The sequence below is a fragment of the Achromobacter sp. JCM 18799 genome, assembly GCF_055395645.1.
Map to the genome: position 1 here is coordinate 5,553,268 of NZ_AP043866.1, position 15,272 is coordinate 5,568,539.

The 15,272-nt window shown below is 66.1% G+C and carries 12 protein-coding genes and 1 pseudogene; 11 read left to right on the forward strand and 2 right to left on the reverse strand.

Annotation, left to right across the window (positions count from 1 at the left end):
• The first annotated feature begins 12 nt into the window (after positions 1-12).
• The 4 genes from ACZ5YA_RS26220 (at position 13) to lpxC (ending at position 4,606) form a co-directional block, all read left to right on the forward strand.
• Positions 13-837, forward strand: a complete 825-nt coding sequence (locus ACZ5YA_RS26220; protein ID WP_059373724.1) for a cell division protein FtsQ/DivIB — start codon at positions 13-15, stop codon at positions 835-837.
• 4 nt (positions 838-841) lie between these two features.
• Positions 842-2,068: a cell division protein FtsA gene (ftsA, locus tag ACZ5YA_RS26225; RefSeq protein ID WP_006217473.1), complete on the forward strand. Its 1,227-nt coding sequence runs from the start codon at positions 842-844 to the stop codon at positions 2,066-2,068.
• Positions 2,069-2,257: 189 nt separating this feature from the next.
• Positions 2,258-3,442 carry a cell division protein FtsZ gene (gene ftsZ, locus ACZ5YA_RS26230; protein ID WP_054457598.1) on the forward strand — a complete coding sequence of 395 codons (1,185 nt, stop codon included), beginning with the start codon at positions 2,258-2,260 and terminating at the stop codon, positions 3,440-3,442.
• Between the two features lie 240 nt (positions 3,443-3,682).
• A complete protein-coding gene (gene lpxC / locus ACZ5YA_RS26235) occupies positions 3,683-4,606 on the forward strand; it encodes a UDP-3-O-acyl-N-acetylglucosamine deacetylase (protein WP_059373723.1) in 924 nt (307 codons plus the stop codon).
• A 277-nt stretch (positions 4,607-4,883) separates the two neighbouring features.
• Here the strand turns inward: lpxC and ACZ5YA_RS26240 are convergent, their stop codons facing one another.
• On the reverse strand, positions 4,884-5,291 hold the full coding sequence (locus ACZ5YA_RS26240; RefSeq protein WP_082401228.1) for a DciA family protein: 408 nt from the start codon (positions 5,289-5,291) through the stop codon (positions 4,884-4,886).
• A gap of 127 nt (positions 5,292-5,418) precedes the next feature.
• Here ACZ5YA_RS26240 and ACZ5YA_RS26245 point away from each other — a divergent pair.
• The 6 genes and pseudogenes from ACZ5YA_RS26245 to ACZ5YA_RS26270 all read left to right on the forward strand — a co-directional run bounded on the left by ACZ5YA_RS26245 (position 5,419) and on the right by ACZ5YA_RS26270 (position 13,743).
• Positions 5,419-6,391: pseudogene (locus tag ACZ5YA_RS26245) on the forward strand (M23 family metallopeptidase).
• Between the two features lie 191 nt (positions 6,392-6,582).
• Complete coding sequence (gene secA, locus ACZ5YA_RS26250; protein ID WP_464091426.1) at positions 6,583-9,318, forward strand: preprotein translocase subunit SecA; 2,736 nt, start codon at positions 6,583-6,585, stop codon at positions 9,316-9,318.
• A 13-nt stretch (positions 9,319-9,331) separates the two neighbouring features.
• On the forward strand, positions 9,332-10,051 hold the full coding sequence (locus ACZ5YA_RS26255) for a VOC family protein (protein WP_464091427.1): 720 nt from the start codon (positions 9,332-9,334) through the stop codon (positions 10,049-10,051).
• A gap of 197 nt (positions 10,052-10,248) precedes the next feature.
• Positions 10,249-11,004 (forward strand): GntR family transcriptional regulator, encoded by a 756-nt coding sequence (locus tag ACZ5YA_RS26260; RefSeq protein ID WP_059373720.1) that lies wholly within the window; start codon positions 10,249-10,251, stop codon positions 11,002-11,004.
• Complete coding sequence (locus ACZ5YA_RS26265; protein WP_059373719.1) at positions 11,001-11,987, forward strand: tripartite tricarboxylate transporter substrate binding protein; 987 nt, start codon at positions 11,001-11,003, stop codon at positions 11,985-11,987. The genes ACZ5YA_RS26260 and ACZ5YA_RS26265 overlap by 4 nt, the downstream gene beginning before the upstream one ends.
• A 61-nt stretch (positions 11,988-12,048) precedes the next feature.
• Entirely contained in the window at positions 12,049-13,743 is a 1,695-nt protein-coding gene (locus ACZ5YA_RS26270; RefSeq protein ID WP_251877944.1) for a thiamine pyrophosphate-binding protein, read from the forward strand.
• Here the strand turns inward: ACZ5YA_RS26270 and ACZ5YA_RS26275 are convergent.
• The gene (locus ACZ5YA_RS26275) at positions 13,724-14,266 is read right to left on the reverse strand and encodes a cysteine dioxygenase family protein (protein ID WP_118932604.1); all 543 of its coding nucleotides are present in this window, start codon (positions 14,264-14,266) and stop codon (positions 13,724-13,726) included. The two genes, ACZ5YA_RS26270 and ACZ5YA_RS26275, sit on opposite strands and share 20 nt — an antisense overlap.
• A 181-nt stretch (positions 14,267-14,447) precedes the next feature.
• Between ACZ5YA_RS26275 and ACZ5YA_RS26280 the strand changes: the two genes are divergently transcribed.
• Positions 14,448-15,230, forward strand: coding sequence for an SDR family NAD(P)-dependent oxidoreductase (locus ACZ5YA_RS26280; protein WP_059373717.1), 783 nt, complete (start codon positions 14,448-14,450; stop codon positions 15,228-15,230).
• Positions 15,231-15,272 lie beyond the last annotated feature (42 nt).

Here is a 15,272-nt window from a genome sequence, read left to right on the forward strand (position 1 = left end):
CCCGGATACTCTGTGTGGAACGACGCTCGCACCACCAACCTGATCGCCAACACGCTGGCCGTGCTGGCGGTTTGCGCCATGCTCATCGCGGGCGTGGTGTGGGTGGCGCAACGCCCGTTCTTCACGCTGCAGGCCATCGAGCTGGAATCGATGCCGGACACCGAGCTGCACTACGTGTCCACGGGGGCGGTGCGATCGGCGATCGCGGGCCGCTTCAAGGGCAATTTCTTCACGGTGGACCTGGACGACGCGCGCGAGATCTTCGAATCGGTGCCGTGGGTCCGGCACGCCACCGTGCGGCGGATCTGGCCCAATGTGTTGCGCGTGCGGATCGAGGAACAGCAGCCCCTGGCGCTGTGGAACGAGAACCAGATGATCAACACCTGGGGCGAGGCGTTCACGGCCAACACGGGCGAGGTGGACGACGAGACGGTGCTGCCGCAGTTCTCCGGTCCGGAGGGTACCGAGTCGCTGGTCGTGCAGCGTTACGCCGAGTTGGCGCGCTGGTTCGCTCCACTGGACATGCACGTCACGCAGTTGGACCTGAGTCCGCGCTACGCCTGGCGCGTGGTGCTGTCCAATGGCATGTCGCTGGACCTGGGCCGCGATCCGGGCGCCGATGCGCCGGATCCGCATGGCCTGCCGGGCGCCTTGCCGTTTGCGGCCCGCATTCAACGTTTTGTGCAGGCGTGGCCCGCCGTTGCCGGACGCCTGGAAGGGCGCACCGTGACGCAGGCCGACCTGCGCTATCCCAATGGTTTCGCCCTGGCGCTGGCCCCGTTGCCGCCGTCGGAAACCAAATCCAAATCCACACCGAAACCTCCCAAGAAACGCTAACGCCATGACCCGTGACATCAAGGACCTTATCGTCGCCCTCGATATCGGCACCAGCAAGGTGGTGGCTGTGGTGGCTGAAATTTTGCCTGAAGGGCGATTCGAAGTGCTGGGCCTCGGCCAGCACGAATCGCGCGGCATGCGCAAGGGCGTGGTCGTCAATATCGAGACCACTGTGAATTCCATCCAGCGCGCGCTTGAAGAAGCCGAGCTGATGGCAGATTGCAAGATTCGCGACGTCTACACCGGCATTGCCGGCAGCCATATCCGCAGCTTCAATTCCAGCGGCATGGTCGCCGTGAAGGACAAGGAAGTCACCGCCACCGACGTTGCCCGCGTCATCGAGACCGCCAAGGCGGTGAACATCCCGACCGACCAGCAGGTGCTGCACGTGCTGACGCAGGAGTTCATCGTCGATGGCCAGGAAGACATCCGCGAACCCATCGGCATGAGCGGCCTGCGCCTGGAAGTGCGCGTGCACATCGTGACGGGCGCGGTCAGCGCCGCCCAGAACATCGTGAAGTGCGTGCGCCGCTGCGGCCTGGAAGTGCAGGACCTGATCCTGCAGCCCCTGGCCTCCAGCCTGGCCGTGCTGACTGCCGATGAAAAGGAACTCGGCGTCGTGCTGGTCGACATCGGCGGCGGCACCACCGACGTGGCCATCTTCACCGGCGGCGCGATCCGCCACACCGCCGTGCTGCCGATCGCCGGCGACCAGATCACCAACGACATCGCCGCGATGCTGCGCACGCCCACGCCCGATGCCGAGGAAATCAAGCTGCGCTATGGCGTGGCCAAGCAGGTCCTGGCCAGCCCGGACGAGTCCGTTGAAGTGCCGGGCCTGGGCGACCGCGGCCCGCGCCAGGTCAAGCGCCAGGCGTTGGGCGCCGTGATCGAGCCGCGGGTGGAAGAGCTGTTCACGCTGGTGCAGCAGGTCGTGCGCGACTCCGGCTACGAGGACTTGCTGGCTTCCGGCGTGGTCCTGACCGGCGGTTCGGCGCAACTGCCCGGCATGATCGAACTGGCCGAGGACGTGTTCCTCAAGCCGGTGCGCGTGGCGGTGCCCGAATACGAAGGCAGCCTGGCCGACGTGATGCGCAATCCGCGCTTCTCGACGGTGATGGGCTTGTTGCAGGAAGCAAGAATGCAGCGTGTGCGCGGCCGCAAGGTCGCCGCCCAGACCGGCAATTTCAAGAGCCTGCTGGCGCGCATGAAGGAATGGTTCATGAACTGAGTTGTACAGGGCAGGTTGGGGCCTGTCCTTGGTGCGGTTCGCAGCGGTATCGCGGGCCGGGCCAGAAGAGGGGAGGCGCTTCAAACCCGTTGCGGGCCCGTCCGGCGACGAGTTTGAGGCGATTCACAAAACATAGGTTGGTTGGGGAATTTTTGTGATTTGCGAAATCGGACTTGTGAGGGAGTCATCATGATGAACTTTGAGATGCTTGAGAACAACACCAAAGGGACCGTTATCAAGGTCGTTGGTGTGGGCGGTGCGGGCGGCAATGCCGTGGCGCACATGATTCGCAGCGGCGTGCACGGCGTGGATTTCATCTGCGCCAACACCGATGCGCAGGCACTGGCGGCGACCAACGCCCCGGTGCAGATCCGTCTGGGCCGCACCGGCCTGGGCGCGGGCGCCAAGCCCGAGCAGGGACGCGCGTCGGCTGAAACCGCGCGCGAGGAAATCCGTGCCGCGCTGAATGGCGCGCACATGGTCTTCATTACCGCCGGCATGGGCGGTGGCACCGGCACCGGCGCAGGTCCGGTCGTGGCCGAAGTCGCCAAGGAACTGGGCATCCTGACCGTGGGCGTGGTCACCAAGCCGTTCACCTTCGAAGGCAACAAGCGCCTGAAGATGGCCGAGGACGGCATCTCGGAACTGGCCAAGCATGTGCATTCGCTCATCGTGGTGCTCAACGAGAACCTCTATGAACTGATGGACGAGGACGCGACGCAGGAAGACTGCTTCCGTTCCGCCGACGACATCCTGCACAACGCTTGCGCGGGTATCGCCGAAATCATCAACGTCGAAGGCAACGTCAACGTCGACTTCGAAGACGTCAAGACGATCATGGGCGAGCAGGGCCAGGCCATGATGGGCACGGCGTCGGCTTCGGGCGCTGACCGCGCCCGCGTGGCCGCCGAGCACGCCATCGCTTGCCCGCTGCTGGAAGGCGTGGACCTGAACGGCGCTCGCGGCGTGCTGGTCAACATCACCGCCAGCCGTTCGCTGAAGATGCGCGAAACGCGCGAAATCATGGAAACGATCCGCAGCTACGCTTCGGACGACGCGACCGTGATCTTCGGCACCGCCTACGACGAGTCCATGGGTGAGAACCTGCGCGTGACCGTGGTTGCGACCGGCCTGGGCCGTGCGCAAGCGCGTCCGCAGCTGGTGCAGAACACCGCTGAAGTGCTGCGTACCGGCACCGACAACATGCCCATGGGCGCGATGCCGGCTGGCGGTCAAGGCGATTACCGCAACCTGGACATGCCGTCTGTCATGCGTAATCCGCGCAGCCAGGCGTCGGCCCAGGTGCGTGCACTGGAAAGCTCGGGCATGGATCATTTCGACATCCCGGCATTCCTGCGCAAGCAGGCGGATTGAACCTAAGAGCCTGTTTCAGGCTCTAAACGCACTCCCTCATCTCCGGCCCGCCTGTCCCCACAGGCAGGCCGGAGGCGAAGCGGTCCGTGTTCCCCTTGCACGGTTCCAATAAGGGACGGAGGTATCGGTCGATCCGGACGCCAAATGGCGCCAGGGATCGGACAGAGTTACAATACGTCAGTTACGCCGGCAATCTGCTCGTCTTCTTGCCGGCTTCCTGGCTCAAAACACCCAAGTCTCATGTTCCGACAGCGCAGCATTCAGAATCTCGTCCGCACGACAGGCGTCGGCGTCCACTCCGGACGGCGGGTCGAGCTCACCTTGCGCCCGGCACAACCGAATACGGGCATCGTTTTCCACCGCGTCGACCTGCCGCAAGTCGTGGACCTGCCCGCGCAGGCCACCGGCGTGGGCGACACGCGCATGGCATCGGTGCTGCAGCAAGGCAATGTCCGCGTGTCCACGGTGGAACACCTCATGTCGGCGCTGGCCGGCCTGGGCATCGACAACCTGCATATCGACCTCACTGCCGAAGAAGTCCCGATCATGGACGGCAGTGCGGCCACGTTTGTCTACCTGCTGCGCTCGGCAGGCATCGTCGAACAGAACGCGCCCAAGCAATTCATTCGCGTTCTGAAGCCGGTGGAAGTGCGTGAAGGCGAAGGCCGCAACGAGAAATGGGCCCGGCTGGAACCGCACGAAGGCTATGCGCTGGCGTTTTCGATCGATTTCCGCCACCCCGCCATCGACTCAACGGCCAATTTCGCCGAGATCGATTTCGCCACGCATTCGTATGTGCGTGAAATCGCCCGCGCGCGCACCTTCGGCTTCGTCAACGAAGTCGAGGCCTTGCGCTCCATGGGCCTGGCCCGCGGCGGCAGCCTGGATAACGCCATCGTCATGGACGAGTACCGCGTGCTCAACAGCGACGGTCTGCGCTACGACGACGAATTTGTGAAGCACAAGATCCTGGACGCCATCGGCGACCTGTATCTGTTGGGCAAGCCCCTGGTGGCGCGCTACGTCGCGTGCAAGTCGGGTCACGGCCTGAACAATCAGCTGGCCCGCGCGCTGCTGGAGCAGCGCGACGCCTGGGAGCTGATCACCTACGAATCGCAGGCGGAGGCGCCGCAGGCGTTCCGCCACGAGTGGCAGCTGGCCTAGCGTCAGACCCACCCCCTACCCGCTGCGCGGGTCCCGTCAAGGGGGCGGCGCTGGCGGACCGGCAAAGCTGGCTCCGCTGCGCCCGCGCTATCATTGTGCGCGGCTAGGTTCCTGATCGTTCGCGGTAATTCCCTGGGCGGCTCCCGGCGGATGGCTGCGGTCGTCATCCCCTAGCGCTTAAGGCGCAAACCGGCGGCAAACCATAGTATCGATCCGTCCGAGAACTTGGTTTCGCTTCGTTTCCGGGGGCGCCGGATCAAGGACAACCCTGCCGGCTTCAGCTACTCTTGTGGTGCTTCAAGAGCTTGGCGACCGCGTCGGCCAGAGGGCCGGGCCGCAGGTTGCCGTGCAGTGTCTCGAACGCGCCCAGGGCGGTGTTGCCCAGCGGTTGCGCCTCTTTGGGAGGGCGCGGCTGACGGGCGCCGGGCTTGGGCAAACCCGCTTGTACCTTGACGGCGATTTCGTTAAGGTTCCAGCCTTGGTCTGCCAGGGACCGCGCGATGCGCGGTGCCAATTGACGCATCTTGGCCGCATGCGCGGCACTCGGCACCACCAGGTGGAGGCACTGGTTTTCCAGCTTGCCCACCTGGCATACGGCGCCCAGCGGGGCGGGCAGAACCGCCGCCACCGCGTACTGAATTTGCAGGTGCTTGCGGGCGGTCGCCAGAACTCCGGCGCCCCGCATGTCATGACCCAGCCATCCCAGGGCGGTATCTTCTTTCCGCCGGCTGGAACTGGAACGTTGACGGTATGAAGTGGGTCTATTCATCCCGGCTCTAAGAATTAGGAAGCAAACCTTGAAAATCGTGATTATGCACGCCCGCGACGGGCAGGACGGGCATTTCACCCTGGGCGGCGCGCGCCTCGCGCTGTTTCTGGGGGGGCGCCTTGATCACGGCCGCCATCTTTGGCGCCGCATTACAACGATACCTTACTCCGATCCTCCCGGCCGTACATGCCGTGGGCTGGCCCCTGGCGGGCCAACCCGGGCGCGATGCCGATTTCCTGCGCGGCAACATGAATCTGCTGGCCGCCAAGGTCGGGGCGCTGCAGGCCAAGCTGGTGAGCATCGACGGATTGGGCCAGCGCGTGGCCAAGGTGGCCGGCGTGGCCTATACCGACCCCGAATTGGCCAAGCAGCTGGCCGTGGCGCAGCCCGAGGCGCTGACCCAGCCCGAGGCCACCCAGGTCATGGACGATTTGTTCACCGACCACCCGCCGCCCAGTGCGGCCTCGGCCGAGGCGCTGGGCCGCCAGCTCGACGAGATCCAGGCCAGGCTGGCCCAGCAGTCCGACAATCTGAAGCTGTTGGACGCGGCGCTGACCAAGCGGTCGGCGGACCAGGCGCGCATGCCGACCGCCATGCCCATCACCGATTATCCCTATCTCAGTTCGTCTTATGGCTGGCGCCGCAACCCCGTGACCGGGCGCAGCGCCATGCACGAAGGCCTGGATTTCGCCGCGCCTCCGGGCACGCCCATCCTGGCCGCCTCGGGCGGCGTGGTGCTGGAGTCCAAGTTCCAGCCGGGCTACGGCAACATGGTCGAGATCGATCATGGCGACGGCCTGATCACCCGCTACGCCCACGCTTCCTCCCTGATGGTCAAGCAGGGTCAACTGGTTGAACGCGGCCAGCAAGTGGCCCGCGTGGGCAGCTCCGGCCGTTCCACTGGCCCGCATTTGCACTTCGAAGTGCGCCTGGCCGGGCAGCCGCTGGACCCGCGCCTGTTCCTGGGGCCGCACCAGACCGCGCCTCCTTCCGCGGTCGCCCACGCCGCCCAGTGAACCTGGGCGGTCCGCGCCGGTCAAACCGGCCGGCAGTGCTGCCCTGGCCATAGGTTCAGGCTATTGCGCTCCAGGTGCGTTAAACTGGTTCGTTTTCCAGCGGACCCCCGCTCAACCAATAACATCAAGTCACGGGTGACGCTGCTCCGGCCTTTCGTGGGCGCGGCGTGGCTCGTGCGGCCGACATACGCATGGTTTCTCTGCTCAAAAAACTCATAGGCAGTCGCAACGACCGGCTGCTTAAGCAGTATCGCAAGCTGGTAACCCAGATCAATGGGCTCGAACCCAAGATCTCCGCGCTCTCCGACGCGGAACTGGCGGCCAAAACCGAGGAATTCCGGTCCCGTCACGCCCAGGGTACGTCCCTGGACGATCTGCTGCCCGAAGCTTTCGCGGTTGTGCGCGAAGCCGGCAAGCGGGTGTTCGGCATGCGCCACTTCGACGTGCAGATGCTGGGCGGCATCGCCCTGCACAGCGGCAAGATCGCCGAAATGCGCACGGGCGAAGGCAAGACCCTGATGGCGACGCTGCCGGTCTACCTGAACGCGATCGCCGGCAAGGGCGTGCACGTGGTCACGGTGAACGATTACCTGGCGCGCCGCGACGCGGAATGGATGGGACGCCTGTACCACTTCCTGGGCCTGAGCACCGGCGTGGTCGTGCCGCAGCAGCCCAACGAGGAAAAGAAGGCGGCCTACCAGGCCGACATCACCTACGGCACCAACAACGAATTCGGCTTCGACTATCTGCGCGACAACATGGAATACCGTGTTGAAGACCGTCGCCAGCGCGGCCTGTTCTACGCCATCGTCGACGAAGTGGACTCGATCCTGATCGACGAAGCCCGTACGCCGCTGATCATCTCCGGCCAGGCCGAAGACCACACCGAACTCTACGTCCGCATGAACGCGGTGCCGCCGCTGCTCAAGCGCATGGCGCACGAGCCCAAGCCGCAGGAGCCGGAACCCGAAGGCGACTACTGGGTTGACGAAAAGAGCCAGCAGGTCTACCTGTCCGAAGCCGGGCACGAGAACGCCGAAGGCATCCTGTCGCGCCTGGGCATCCTGCCGGAAGGCGAATCGCTGTACGACCCGCGCCATATCGCGCTGATGCGCCACCTGATGGTGGCGCTGCGCGCCAACACGCTGTTCTTCCGCGACCAGCAGTACGTGGTGCAGGACGGCGAAGTGGTCATCGTCGACGAATTCACCGGCCGCCTGATGGTGGGCCGCCGCTGGTCCGACGGCCTGCACCAGGCGGTCGAAGCCAAGGAAGGCGTGAAGATCCAGCACGAGAACCAGACGCTGGCGTCGATCACGTTCCAGAACTACTTCCGCATGTACGAAAAGCTGTCCGGCATGACCGGCACGGCCGATACGGAAGCCTACGAATTCCAGGAAATCTACGGGCTTGAAACGGTCATCATCCCGACCAACAAGCCCATGGTCCGCAAGGACCAGAACGACCAGGTCTTCAAGACCGACGGCGAAAAGTACAACGCCATCCTCGAAGACATCCGCGACTGCCACGAACGTGGCCAGCCGGTGCTGGTGGGTACCACCAGCATCGAAAACTCCGAGCTGCTGTCGGGCCTGCTGAAGAAGGCCAAGCTGCCGCACGAAGTGCTGAACGCCAAGCAGCACGCCCGCGAAGCCGAGATCGTTGCCGAGGCCGGCAAGCCTGGCCACATCACCATCGCCACCAACATGGCGGGCCGCGGTACCGACATCGTGCTGGGCGGCAGCGTCGACAAGCAGGTCGACCTGATTCGCGCCGACGAATCGCTGTCCGATGCCGAAAAGAGCGCCCGCATCGAGAAGGTGCGCGCTGAATGGAAGCCGCTGAACGAGCAGGTCAAGGCCGCCGGCGGCCTGCGCATCATCGGCACCGAACGCCACGAATCGCGCCGTATCGACAACCAGCTGCGTGGCCGTGCGGGCCGCCAGGGCGATCCGGGCTCGTCGCGCTTCTACCTGTCGCTGGAAGACTCGCTGATGCGCATCTTCGCGGGCGACCGCGTGCGCGCCATCATGGAACGCCTGAAGCTGCCCGAGGGCGAGCCCATCGAGGCCGGCATGGTGACGCGTTCGATCGAGACCGCGCAGCGCAAGGTGGAAGGCCGCAACTTCGACATCCGCAAGCAATTGCTGGAATACGACGACGTCGCCAACGACCAGCGCAAGGTGCTGTATTCGCAGCGCAATGACGTGCTGGAAGCCGCCAGCGTGGGCGCCACCGTGCAGAACCTGCGCGACGCCGCCGTGACCGAGATGTTCAACACCTACGTGCCGCCGGAATCGGTGGAAGAACAGTGGGATGTGCCGGCGCTGCAGACGGCGCTGGAGGCTGACTGGCATGTGCAGCTGCCGCTGACGGAAATGCTGGAAAAGGAAGCCAACCTGACCGACGACGACCTGCGCGAACGCGTGGTGGGCGCCACGCGCGAGGCCTACCAGGCCAAGGTCGACCAGGTGGGCACGGAATCGTGGTCGCAATTCGAGCGTTCGATCATGCTGCAGGCGATCGACACGCACTGGCGCGAACACCTGTCGGCGCTGGACTATCTGCGCCAGGGCATCCATCTGCGCGGCTATGCGCAGAAGAACCCCAAGCAGGAATACAAGCGCGAAGCCTTCGAACTGTTCTCGGGCATGCTGGATCGCATCCGCGACGACGTGGTCCGGGTGCTGATGACGGTGCGCGTGCAGTCGCAGGAACAGGTCGAACAGGCCGAGGCCGAAGCGGCGCAGCCGCACGTGCAGAACGTGCAGTACCACCATTCCGACTACGACGAAGCGCTGGCCCAGTCTGAATCGGACAGCGGCGCGCAGCCCGTGCGCAATGCCTTGCCCAAGGTCGGCCGCAACGACCCGTGCCCTTGCGGCAGCGGCAAGAAGTACAAGCAGTGCCACGGCAAGCTCGTCTGATCCAGGAGCCATCATGCTGCATTCCGTCGGCCGCACTGAATTCGACCATGCCGTGGTCATGGTGCGCGACCGGCTGGATGCGCTGGCTCCGCATTTCGAGCGCCAGGGTTTTCACCTGAGCGACAAGGCGGTGCATAACCTGGGGTCGTGCAACCGCTTGATCGTGCTGGAAGGCACGTACGTCGAATTGCTGGGCTGGCCGCCCGGCGCGTCGCCCGCGCGCAAGGAAATCGCTGATTCCCCGTTCGGGCTGGAGGCGCTGGTGTTCCGCACCCATGACGCCGAAGCCACCCGCGAACGCCTGCTGGCGGCAGGCTTTGCCGTCAATCCCGTCCAGGAACTGAGCCGTCCCGCCATGCTGGATGGCCAGGAAGTCCAGGCCCGTTTCCATACCGTGCGTTTCGCCGAGCAACCCTTGCCCGGCATCCGCATGTATTTCTGCCGCCATCTGACGCCCGAATGCGTGTGGTCGCCTGAACTCATGGCGCATCCCAACGGCGCGCGCAGCTTGCTGCGCATCGATGCCCGCGCGCCCGACGCGCGCGCGGTCGCCGAACGCCTGGCGCTGGTGGCCGGCGTACCGGCCGAAGCCGCCAGCGGCGGCTGGGACGTGCCGCTGGCCAACCTGCGCATCCACGTTAGCCAGGATGCCGCAGCGGCGGGGCCTACGCTGTCGACGTTGACCCTGGAGAACAAGGACGGCGCGCACTACGCGCTGGATACCGGCCTGTAAGCGCCAGGCGGCAGATGCCGCTGAAGAACAAATCGCCCGCAGCGTCCGCGCCGCGGGCTTTTTTTCGTCCCGAGGGTCATGGCGAGTGCGGCTGACAATAGCCCGCTTTCGGGGAAACCCGGGGTTGTTGGGTCAAGTGTATGCACTTTAGTATGCAATTCATTCCCGACGATCCAACCGAACCCAGGTGATCCGGCATGACGCAACCCTCAGTCGCAATCCGGCCTGCAGCGCGCACCAAGGAAGCGCAGGCCGAGCTGTATGGCGCGGTCAAGGCGATGGCCGTGCGCTTCGAATTCAAGCCTGGTGAACGCATCAACGAGGTCGAGCTGGCCCGCAGGCTGAACGTCAGCCGCACGCCGCTGCGCGAGGTGCTGAACCAGTTGATGGTCGAAGGTTTCCTGACCCGTTCGGTCAACCGCGGCTTTATTGCCCGCCTGCTCGACGCCAAGCAGATCCACAGCCTTTACGAATACCGCGCCGTGCTGGAGGCGGGCATCGTACGCGCGGCCTGCGAGCGCGCCACCGACCAGGAGCTGGCGAGCCTGCGGGAATTCGTCGAGCGTTCCCGCGACGTGCCCGAGGACAGCGACGCCACCCGCTTGCTGGAACTCGATGAGGCCTTTCACCTGACGCTGGCGCGCTACTCGCGCAACGAGGAGTTCGTGCGCGCGCTGGAAAGCGTCAACGCCCGCATTCATTTCGTGCGCTGGATCGACATGCAGCAAGGACGCCGCAGCCATACCCAGGGCGAGCACCTGCGCATCGTCGAGGCGCTGGAGCGGCGCGACATCGACGCCTTGCCGGGACTGATGAGCGCGCACATCGGCCGCCGCCTGGACCAGATCACCGACGTCATACGCACCGGTTTTTCCACGATCTACATGCGGGACCAGGCCGAACCCGCCACGGCAGCGCCGGCCAACACCATACAAGCAGGGGAAATGCTATGAATCACGGGATAAAGCGCGGACTGGCTGCGCTATGCATGCTGTCCGCCACGGCGGGGGCCTTCATTGCGGCGCCGGCCGCGGCCGAAGAGCGGCCGCTGGTGCTGGTCGTGCCGTATCCGCCCGGAGGCAGCACCGACATCCTGGCGCGCATCCTGCAGCCGCGCCTGTCGCAGCAATTGGGCGGCCGTGCGGTCGTGGTCGAAAACCGGCCGGGGGCGGCCAGCCAGATCGCCACCGCCTTCGTGGCGCGCGCCGAACCCGACGGCAACACGCTGCTGGTCAGCTTCGACAACCACGGCATCAACCCCGCCGTAAAGCCCAAGCTGCCCTACGACACCTTCAAGGACTTCGTCGCCATTTCGCAGACCGTACGCTTCCCGCTGGTGCTGGGCGCCAATCCCAGCGTGCCGGGAGACAACCTGAAGGAGTTCCTGGCCGCGGCCGCCAAGCAGCCGCCCAACAAGTTCAACTACGCGTCCACCGGCGTGGGCTCGCTGAACCATCTGGCGCCCGAAGAGCTCAAGCGCCTGTCGAAGGTGGAGTTGCTGCACGTGCCGTACGGCGGCGGCGGACCGGCCATCCAGGCGGTGGTGGGCGGCCAGGCCAGCATGACCTGGCTGAGCTTCGCGGCGCTGCGCGGCCAGATCCAGGCCGGCAAGATCAAGCCGCTGGCGGTGGCCGGCGACAAGCGCCTGCCCGATCTGCCCAACGTGCCGACCGTGGCGGAGTCCGGCTTCCCGGGCTTTGTCGCCTATTCCTGGAGCGGCATGTTCGCGCCCAAGGGCACGCCGGAAGCGACCGTGAAAAAGCTGACGGCCGACTTCAAGGCGGTGCTGGCCGACCCGGAAATCCGCAAGAAGGTGACGGACGCGGGTTTTGAGATCGTGGCCTCCGACGGCCCGGCGCTGGACGCCTACGTGAAGTCGGAATACGACCGGTGGAGCGCCTTCATCAAGAGCAGCAACATCAATCTGGACAACTGAACGAGGCGCGGCCGGCGGAGCGCCGTGCGGCCGCGATGCGTGCAACACAAATGGAGATGACATGGAAAACATGACCGGCGCCGAAGCCATGGTGCGCATGCTGCAGCACAACGGGGTCAAGCACATATTCGGCCTGTGCGGCGACACCAGCCTGCCGTTTTACGACGCGCTGTACCGGCTGGACCACGGCATGCAGCACATCCTGACGCGCGACGAGCGCAGCGCCGGCTACATGGCGGACGCCTATGCTCGCGTGACCGGCAAGGTCGGCGTGTGTGAAGGCCCCAGCGGCGGCGGCGCGACCTATCTGCTGCCCGGCCTGGTGGAGGCCAACGAATCGTCCATACCGGTGCTCGGCATTACTTCGGACGTGGCAGTGGGCTCGCGCGGCAAGTATCCGCTGACCGAGCTGGACCAGGAAGCCTTGTACCGTCCGCTGACCAAGTGGAACCGCACCATCGACCGCGCGGACCAGATTCCCGGCATGGTGCGCGCGGCCTTCCGCGCGATGACGACGGGCAAGCCCGGCGCCGCCCATTTGTGCTTTCCGTACGACGTGATGAAGCAGCAGGTGGACGCGTCCGATGTCTGGGCCCAGCCCGAACATGGGCGCTTCCCGTCCATGCGCTACGCGCCGGATCCCCTGGACGTCGCGCGCGCCGCGCAGCGGCTGGTCGGCGCTCGCGCGCCCGTGATCATCTGCGGCGGCGGCGTGGTCATCGCCGGCGCCAGCGGCGCCTTGCAGGAGTTGGCCGAATCGCTCAAGGCCGCGGTCTGCGTGACCGTGAGCGGGCAGGGCAGCCTGGCCGACACCCATCCGCTGAATGCGGGCGTGGTCGGCTCCAACGGCGGCGTGATGGCGACGCGCGATGTGGTGGCCGCGGCCGACGTGGTGCTGTTCGTCGGCTGCCGCGCGGGCTCCACGTCGACCGAGCACTGGCGCTTCCCCAACCGCGACGTGCCCATCCTGCACATCGACATCGATCCCATGGTGATCGGCGCCAACTACCTGACCGAAGTCGGCATGGTGGGCGACGCCAAGCTGGCGCTGGAAGCCCTGGGCGTGGAGGTGGCGGCGCGCCTGGCGCACCGTCCGTCCGACGCCGCCGACGGCGCGGTGCTGGCCGGCCGCGCCAAGGAGGCGCGCCGCGCGCAGCTGGAGCCGTTGGCCCACAGCCTGGACGCGCCCATCCGCCCCGAACGCGTGGTGCAGTCCTTGAACCGCCTGCTGCCCGACGACGCGGTGGTCTGCGCCGATCCCGGCACGCCTTGCCCGTATTTTTCCGCCTACTACGACGTGTCGCGCCCCGGCCGGCACTTCATCACCAACCGCGCCCATGGCGCGCTGGGCTTCTCCATGTCGGCCGCCCTGGGCGCCTGGGTGGGCCGGCCCCAGTCCAAGTGCGTGTCGGTGATGGGCGACGGCAGCTTTGGCTTCACGGTGGGCGAACTGGAAACCATCGTGCGGCACAAGGCGCCGCTGCTGATGGTGGTGTTCTCGAACTCGGTCTATGGCTGGATCAAGGCCAGTCAGAAAGCGGGCTACGACAAGCGCTACTACAGCGTGGATTTCAACCGCACCGACCACGCCCGCATCGCCGAGGCCTATGGCGTGAAGGCGTGGCGCGTCGAAGACCCGTCCAAGCTGGATGCCGCCATCAAGGCAGCAATGGAGCACGACGGTCCGGCGCTGATCGACGTGGTGGCGCAGCCGCTGCAGGACGCGGCCGCGCCGGTCAGCCAGTGGATGGGTTGACGCTGTCGACCAGGTGATTGACGCCGGTGCAGAGATCGTCCCGGGCCACGCCGTAGATGTGCAGTGACACGGCGATGTCCGGGCCGGCATTGCCCAGGCGGTGGATCTGGCGCAGGCCTTGCGTGGCGGTGACGATGTCGCCAGGGCGGCGGGTCACCGTGCCGCAGGCCTGGGCGATGGCGGACTCCTGATCCCAGCGATAGTGGGTTTCCGTGAGTTCGCCCTGCAGCACCTGATAGGTGCACCAGGTCTTGTGGCCATGCACCGGGCTGAATTGGCCGGGCCGCCAGATCAGGTAGGCCATCGTGAAGGCGCCGTGCGGATCGGCGTAGGCGATATGGCGGGTGTAGGACTCGGCCCGTCCGGCGCGCAGCTCCGCGGGCAGGTTCTGCAGCATGTCGCCGGCGCTGGCGACGCTGGCGGCCAGGTCGCGCAGCAGGGCGCGCGCGGCGTTCAATTGGGCGGACTGCACCGATGCGCATAGCGATTGCAGGCCGCCGCCGGCGAGTTGGATGGAAGACATGGCAGGCCTCCAGGCAGAGTTTCCATGGTAGGAGCTTGCGCTGGAATGCCTTTGCCAAATTCGGCGCGTCAGGGCCGCAGATTGGAAAAATATTCCATTCCGCCCGGCAGCCCCGCGCTCCTATACTGGTCTGCTTTGGCGCGACGCTGCGCCGGGCAGCGCAATGACAGGGGAGTCAGGCATGGATCTGGGGATCAGCGGCAAGTCGGCACTGGTATTCGGCGGCAGCCGCGGCATGGGCCGGGCCTGCGCCCTGCAACTGGCGCGCGAGGGCGTGGCGGTCACGATCGCCGCCCGCAACCCCGCCACGCTGGAGCAGGCCGCGGCCGAGATATCGCATGAGACCGGGATAGGCGTGGGCTGGGTGTCGGCCGACCTGACGCAGGCGTCGGGCCGGGATGCGGCCATGGCCGCCTGTCCCCATCCGGACATCCTGATCAACAATGCGGACGGCCCGCTGCCGGGCGACTTCCGCAACTGGAGCCACGACGACTGGATCGCGGCGCTGGACGGCATGATGCTGGGCCCCATCGACATGATCCGGCGGGTCGTGGACGGGATGATGGAACGGCGCTTCGGACGCATCGTGAACATCGTCTCGCGCAGCGTGAAGGCGCCGCATGCTGAACTCGGCCTGTCCAACGGCGCGCGCTCGGGCCTGATCGGCTTCGTCAGCGGCCTGGCGCGCCAGACCGTGCGCCACAACGTCACCATCAATAACCTGCTGCCTGGGGCCTTCGCCACGGACGCGCAGGTCCGGCACATACAGGGCATGCTGGAGCAGGCCGGCGGCAAGAGCTTCGAACAGCTCTGGGACGAGCGCGGACGCGCGAATCCGGCCGGGCGCTACGGCCAGCCCGAAGAGCTGGGGGCGCTGTGCGCCTATGTCTGTTCCGCGCAGGCCGGCTACATGACCGCGCAGAACATCCTGATCGACGGCGGCGGCTACCCCGGGACCTACTGAAGTCCGGCGCCCCGGGGGCGCAGGCTGGACGCGGGCAGGCGG

Excerpts from the sequence above, each read along its gene's own strand:
- lpxC (WP_059373723.1), top strand. The coding sequence starts at position 3,683 with ATGTTCCGACAGCGCAGCATTCAGAATCTCGTCCGCACGACAGGCGTC.
- ACZ5YA_RS26270 (WP_251877944.1), top strand. The coding sequence starts at position 12,049 with ATGGAAAACATGACCGGCGCCGAAGCCATGGTGCGCATGCTGCAGCAC.
- secA (WP_464091426.1), top strand. The coding sequence starts at position 6,583 with ATGGTTTCTCTGCTCAAAAAACTCATAGGCAGTCGCAACGACCGGCTG.
- ACZ5YA_RS26240 (WP_082401228.1), bottom strand. The coding sequence starts at position 5,291 with ATGCGGGGCGCCGGAGTTCTGGCGACCGCCCGCAAGCACCTGCAAATT.
- ACZ5YA_RS26255 (WP_464091427.1), top strand. The coding sequence starts at position 9,332 with ATGCTGCATTCCGTCGGCCGCACTGAATTCGACCATGCCGTGGTCATG.
- ACZ5YA_RS26265 (WP_059373719.1), top strand. The coding sequence starts at position 11,001 with ATGAATCACGGGATAAAGCGCGGACTGGCTGCGCTATGCATGCTGTCC.
- ACZ5YA_RS26280 (WP_059373717.1), top strand. The coding sequence starts at position 14,448 with ATGGATCTGGGGATCAGCGGCAAGTCGGCACTGGTATTCGGCGGCAGC.
- ACZ5YA_RS26275 (WP_118932604.1), bottom strand. The coding sequence starts at position 14,266 with ATGTCTTCCATCCAACTCGCCGGCGGCGGCCTGCAATCGCTATGCGCA.
- ftsZ (WP_054457598.1), top strand. The coding sequence starts at position 2,258 with ATGATGAACTTTGAGATGCTTGAGAACAACACCAAAGGGACCGTTATC.
- ftsA (WP_006217473.1), top strand. The coding sequence starts at position 842 with ATGACCCGTGACATCAAGGACCTTATCGTCGCCCTCGATATCGGCACC.
- ACZ5YA_RS26260 (WP_059373720.1), top strand. The coding sequence starts at position 10,249 with ATGACGCAACCCTCAGTCGCAATCCGGCCTGCAGCGCGCACCAAGGAA.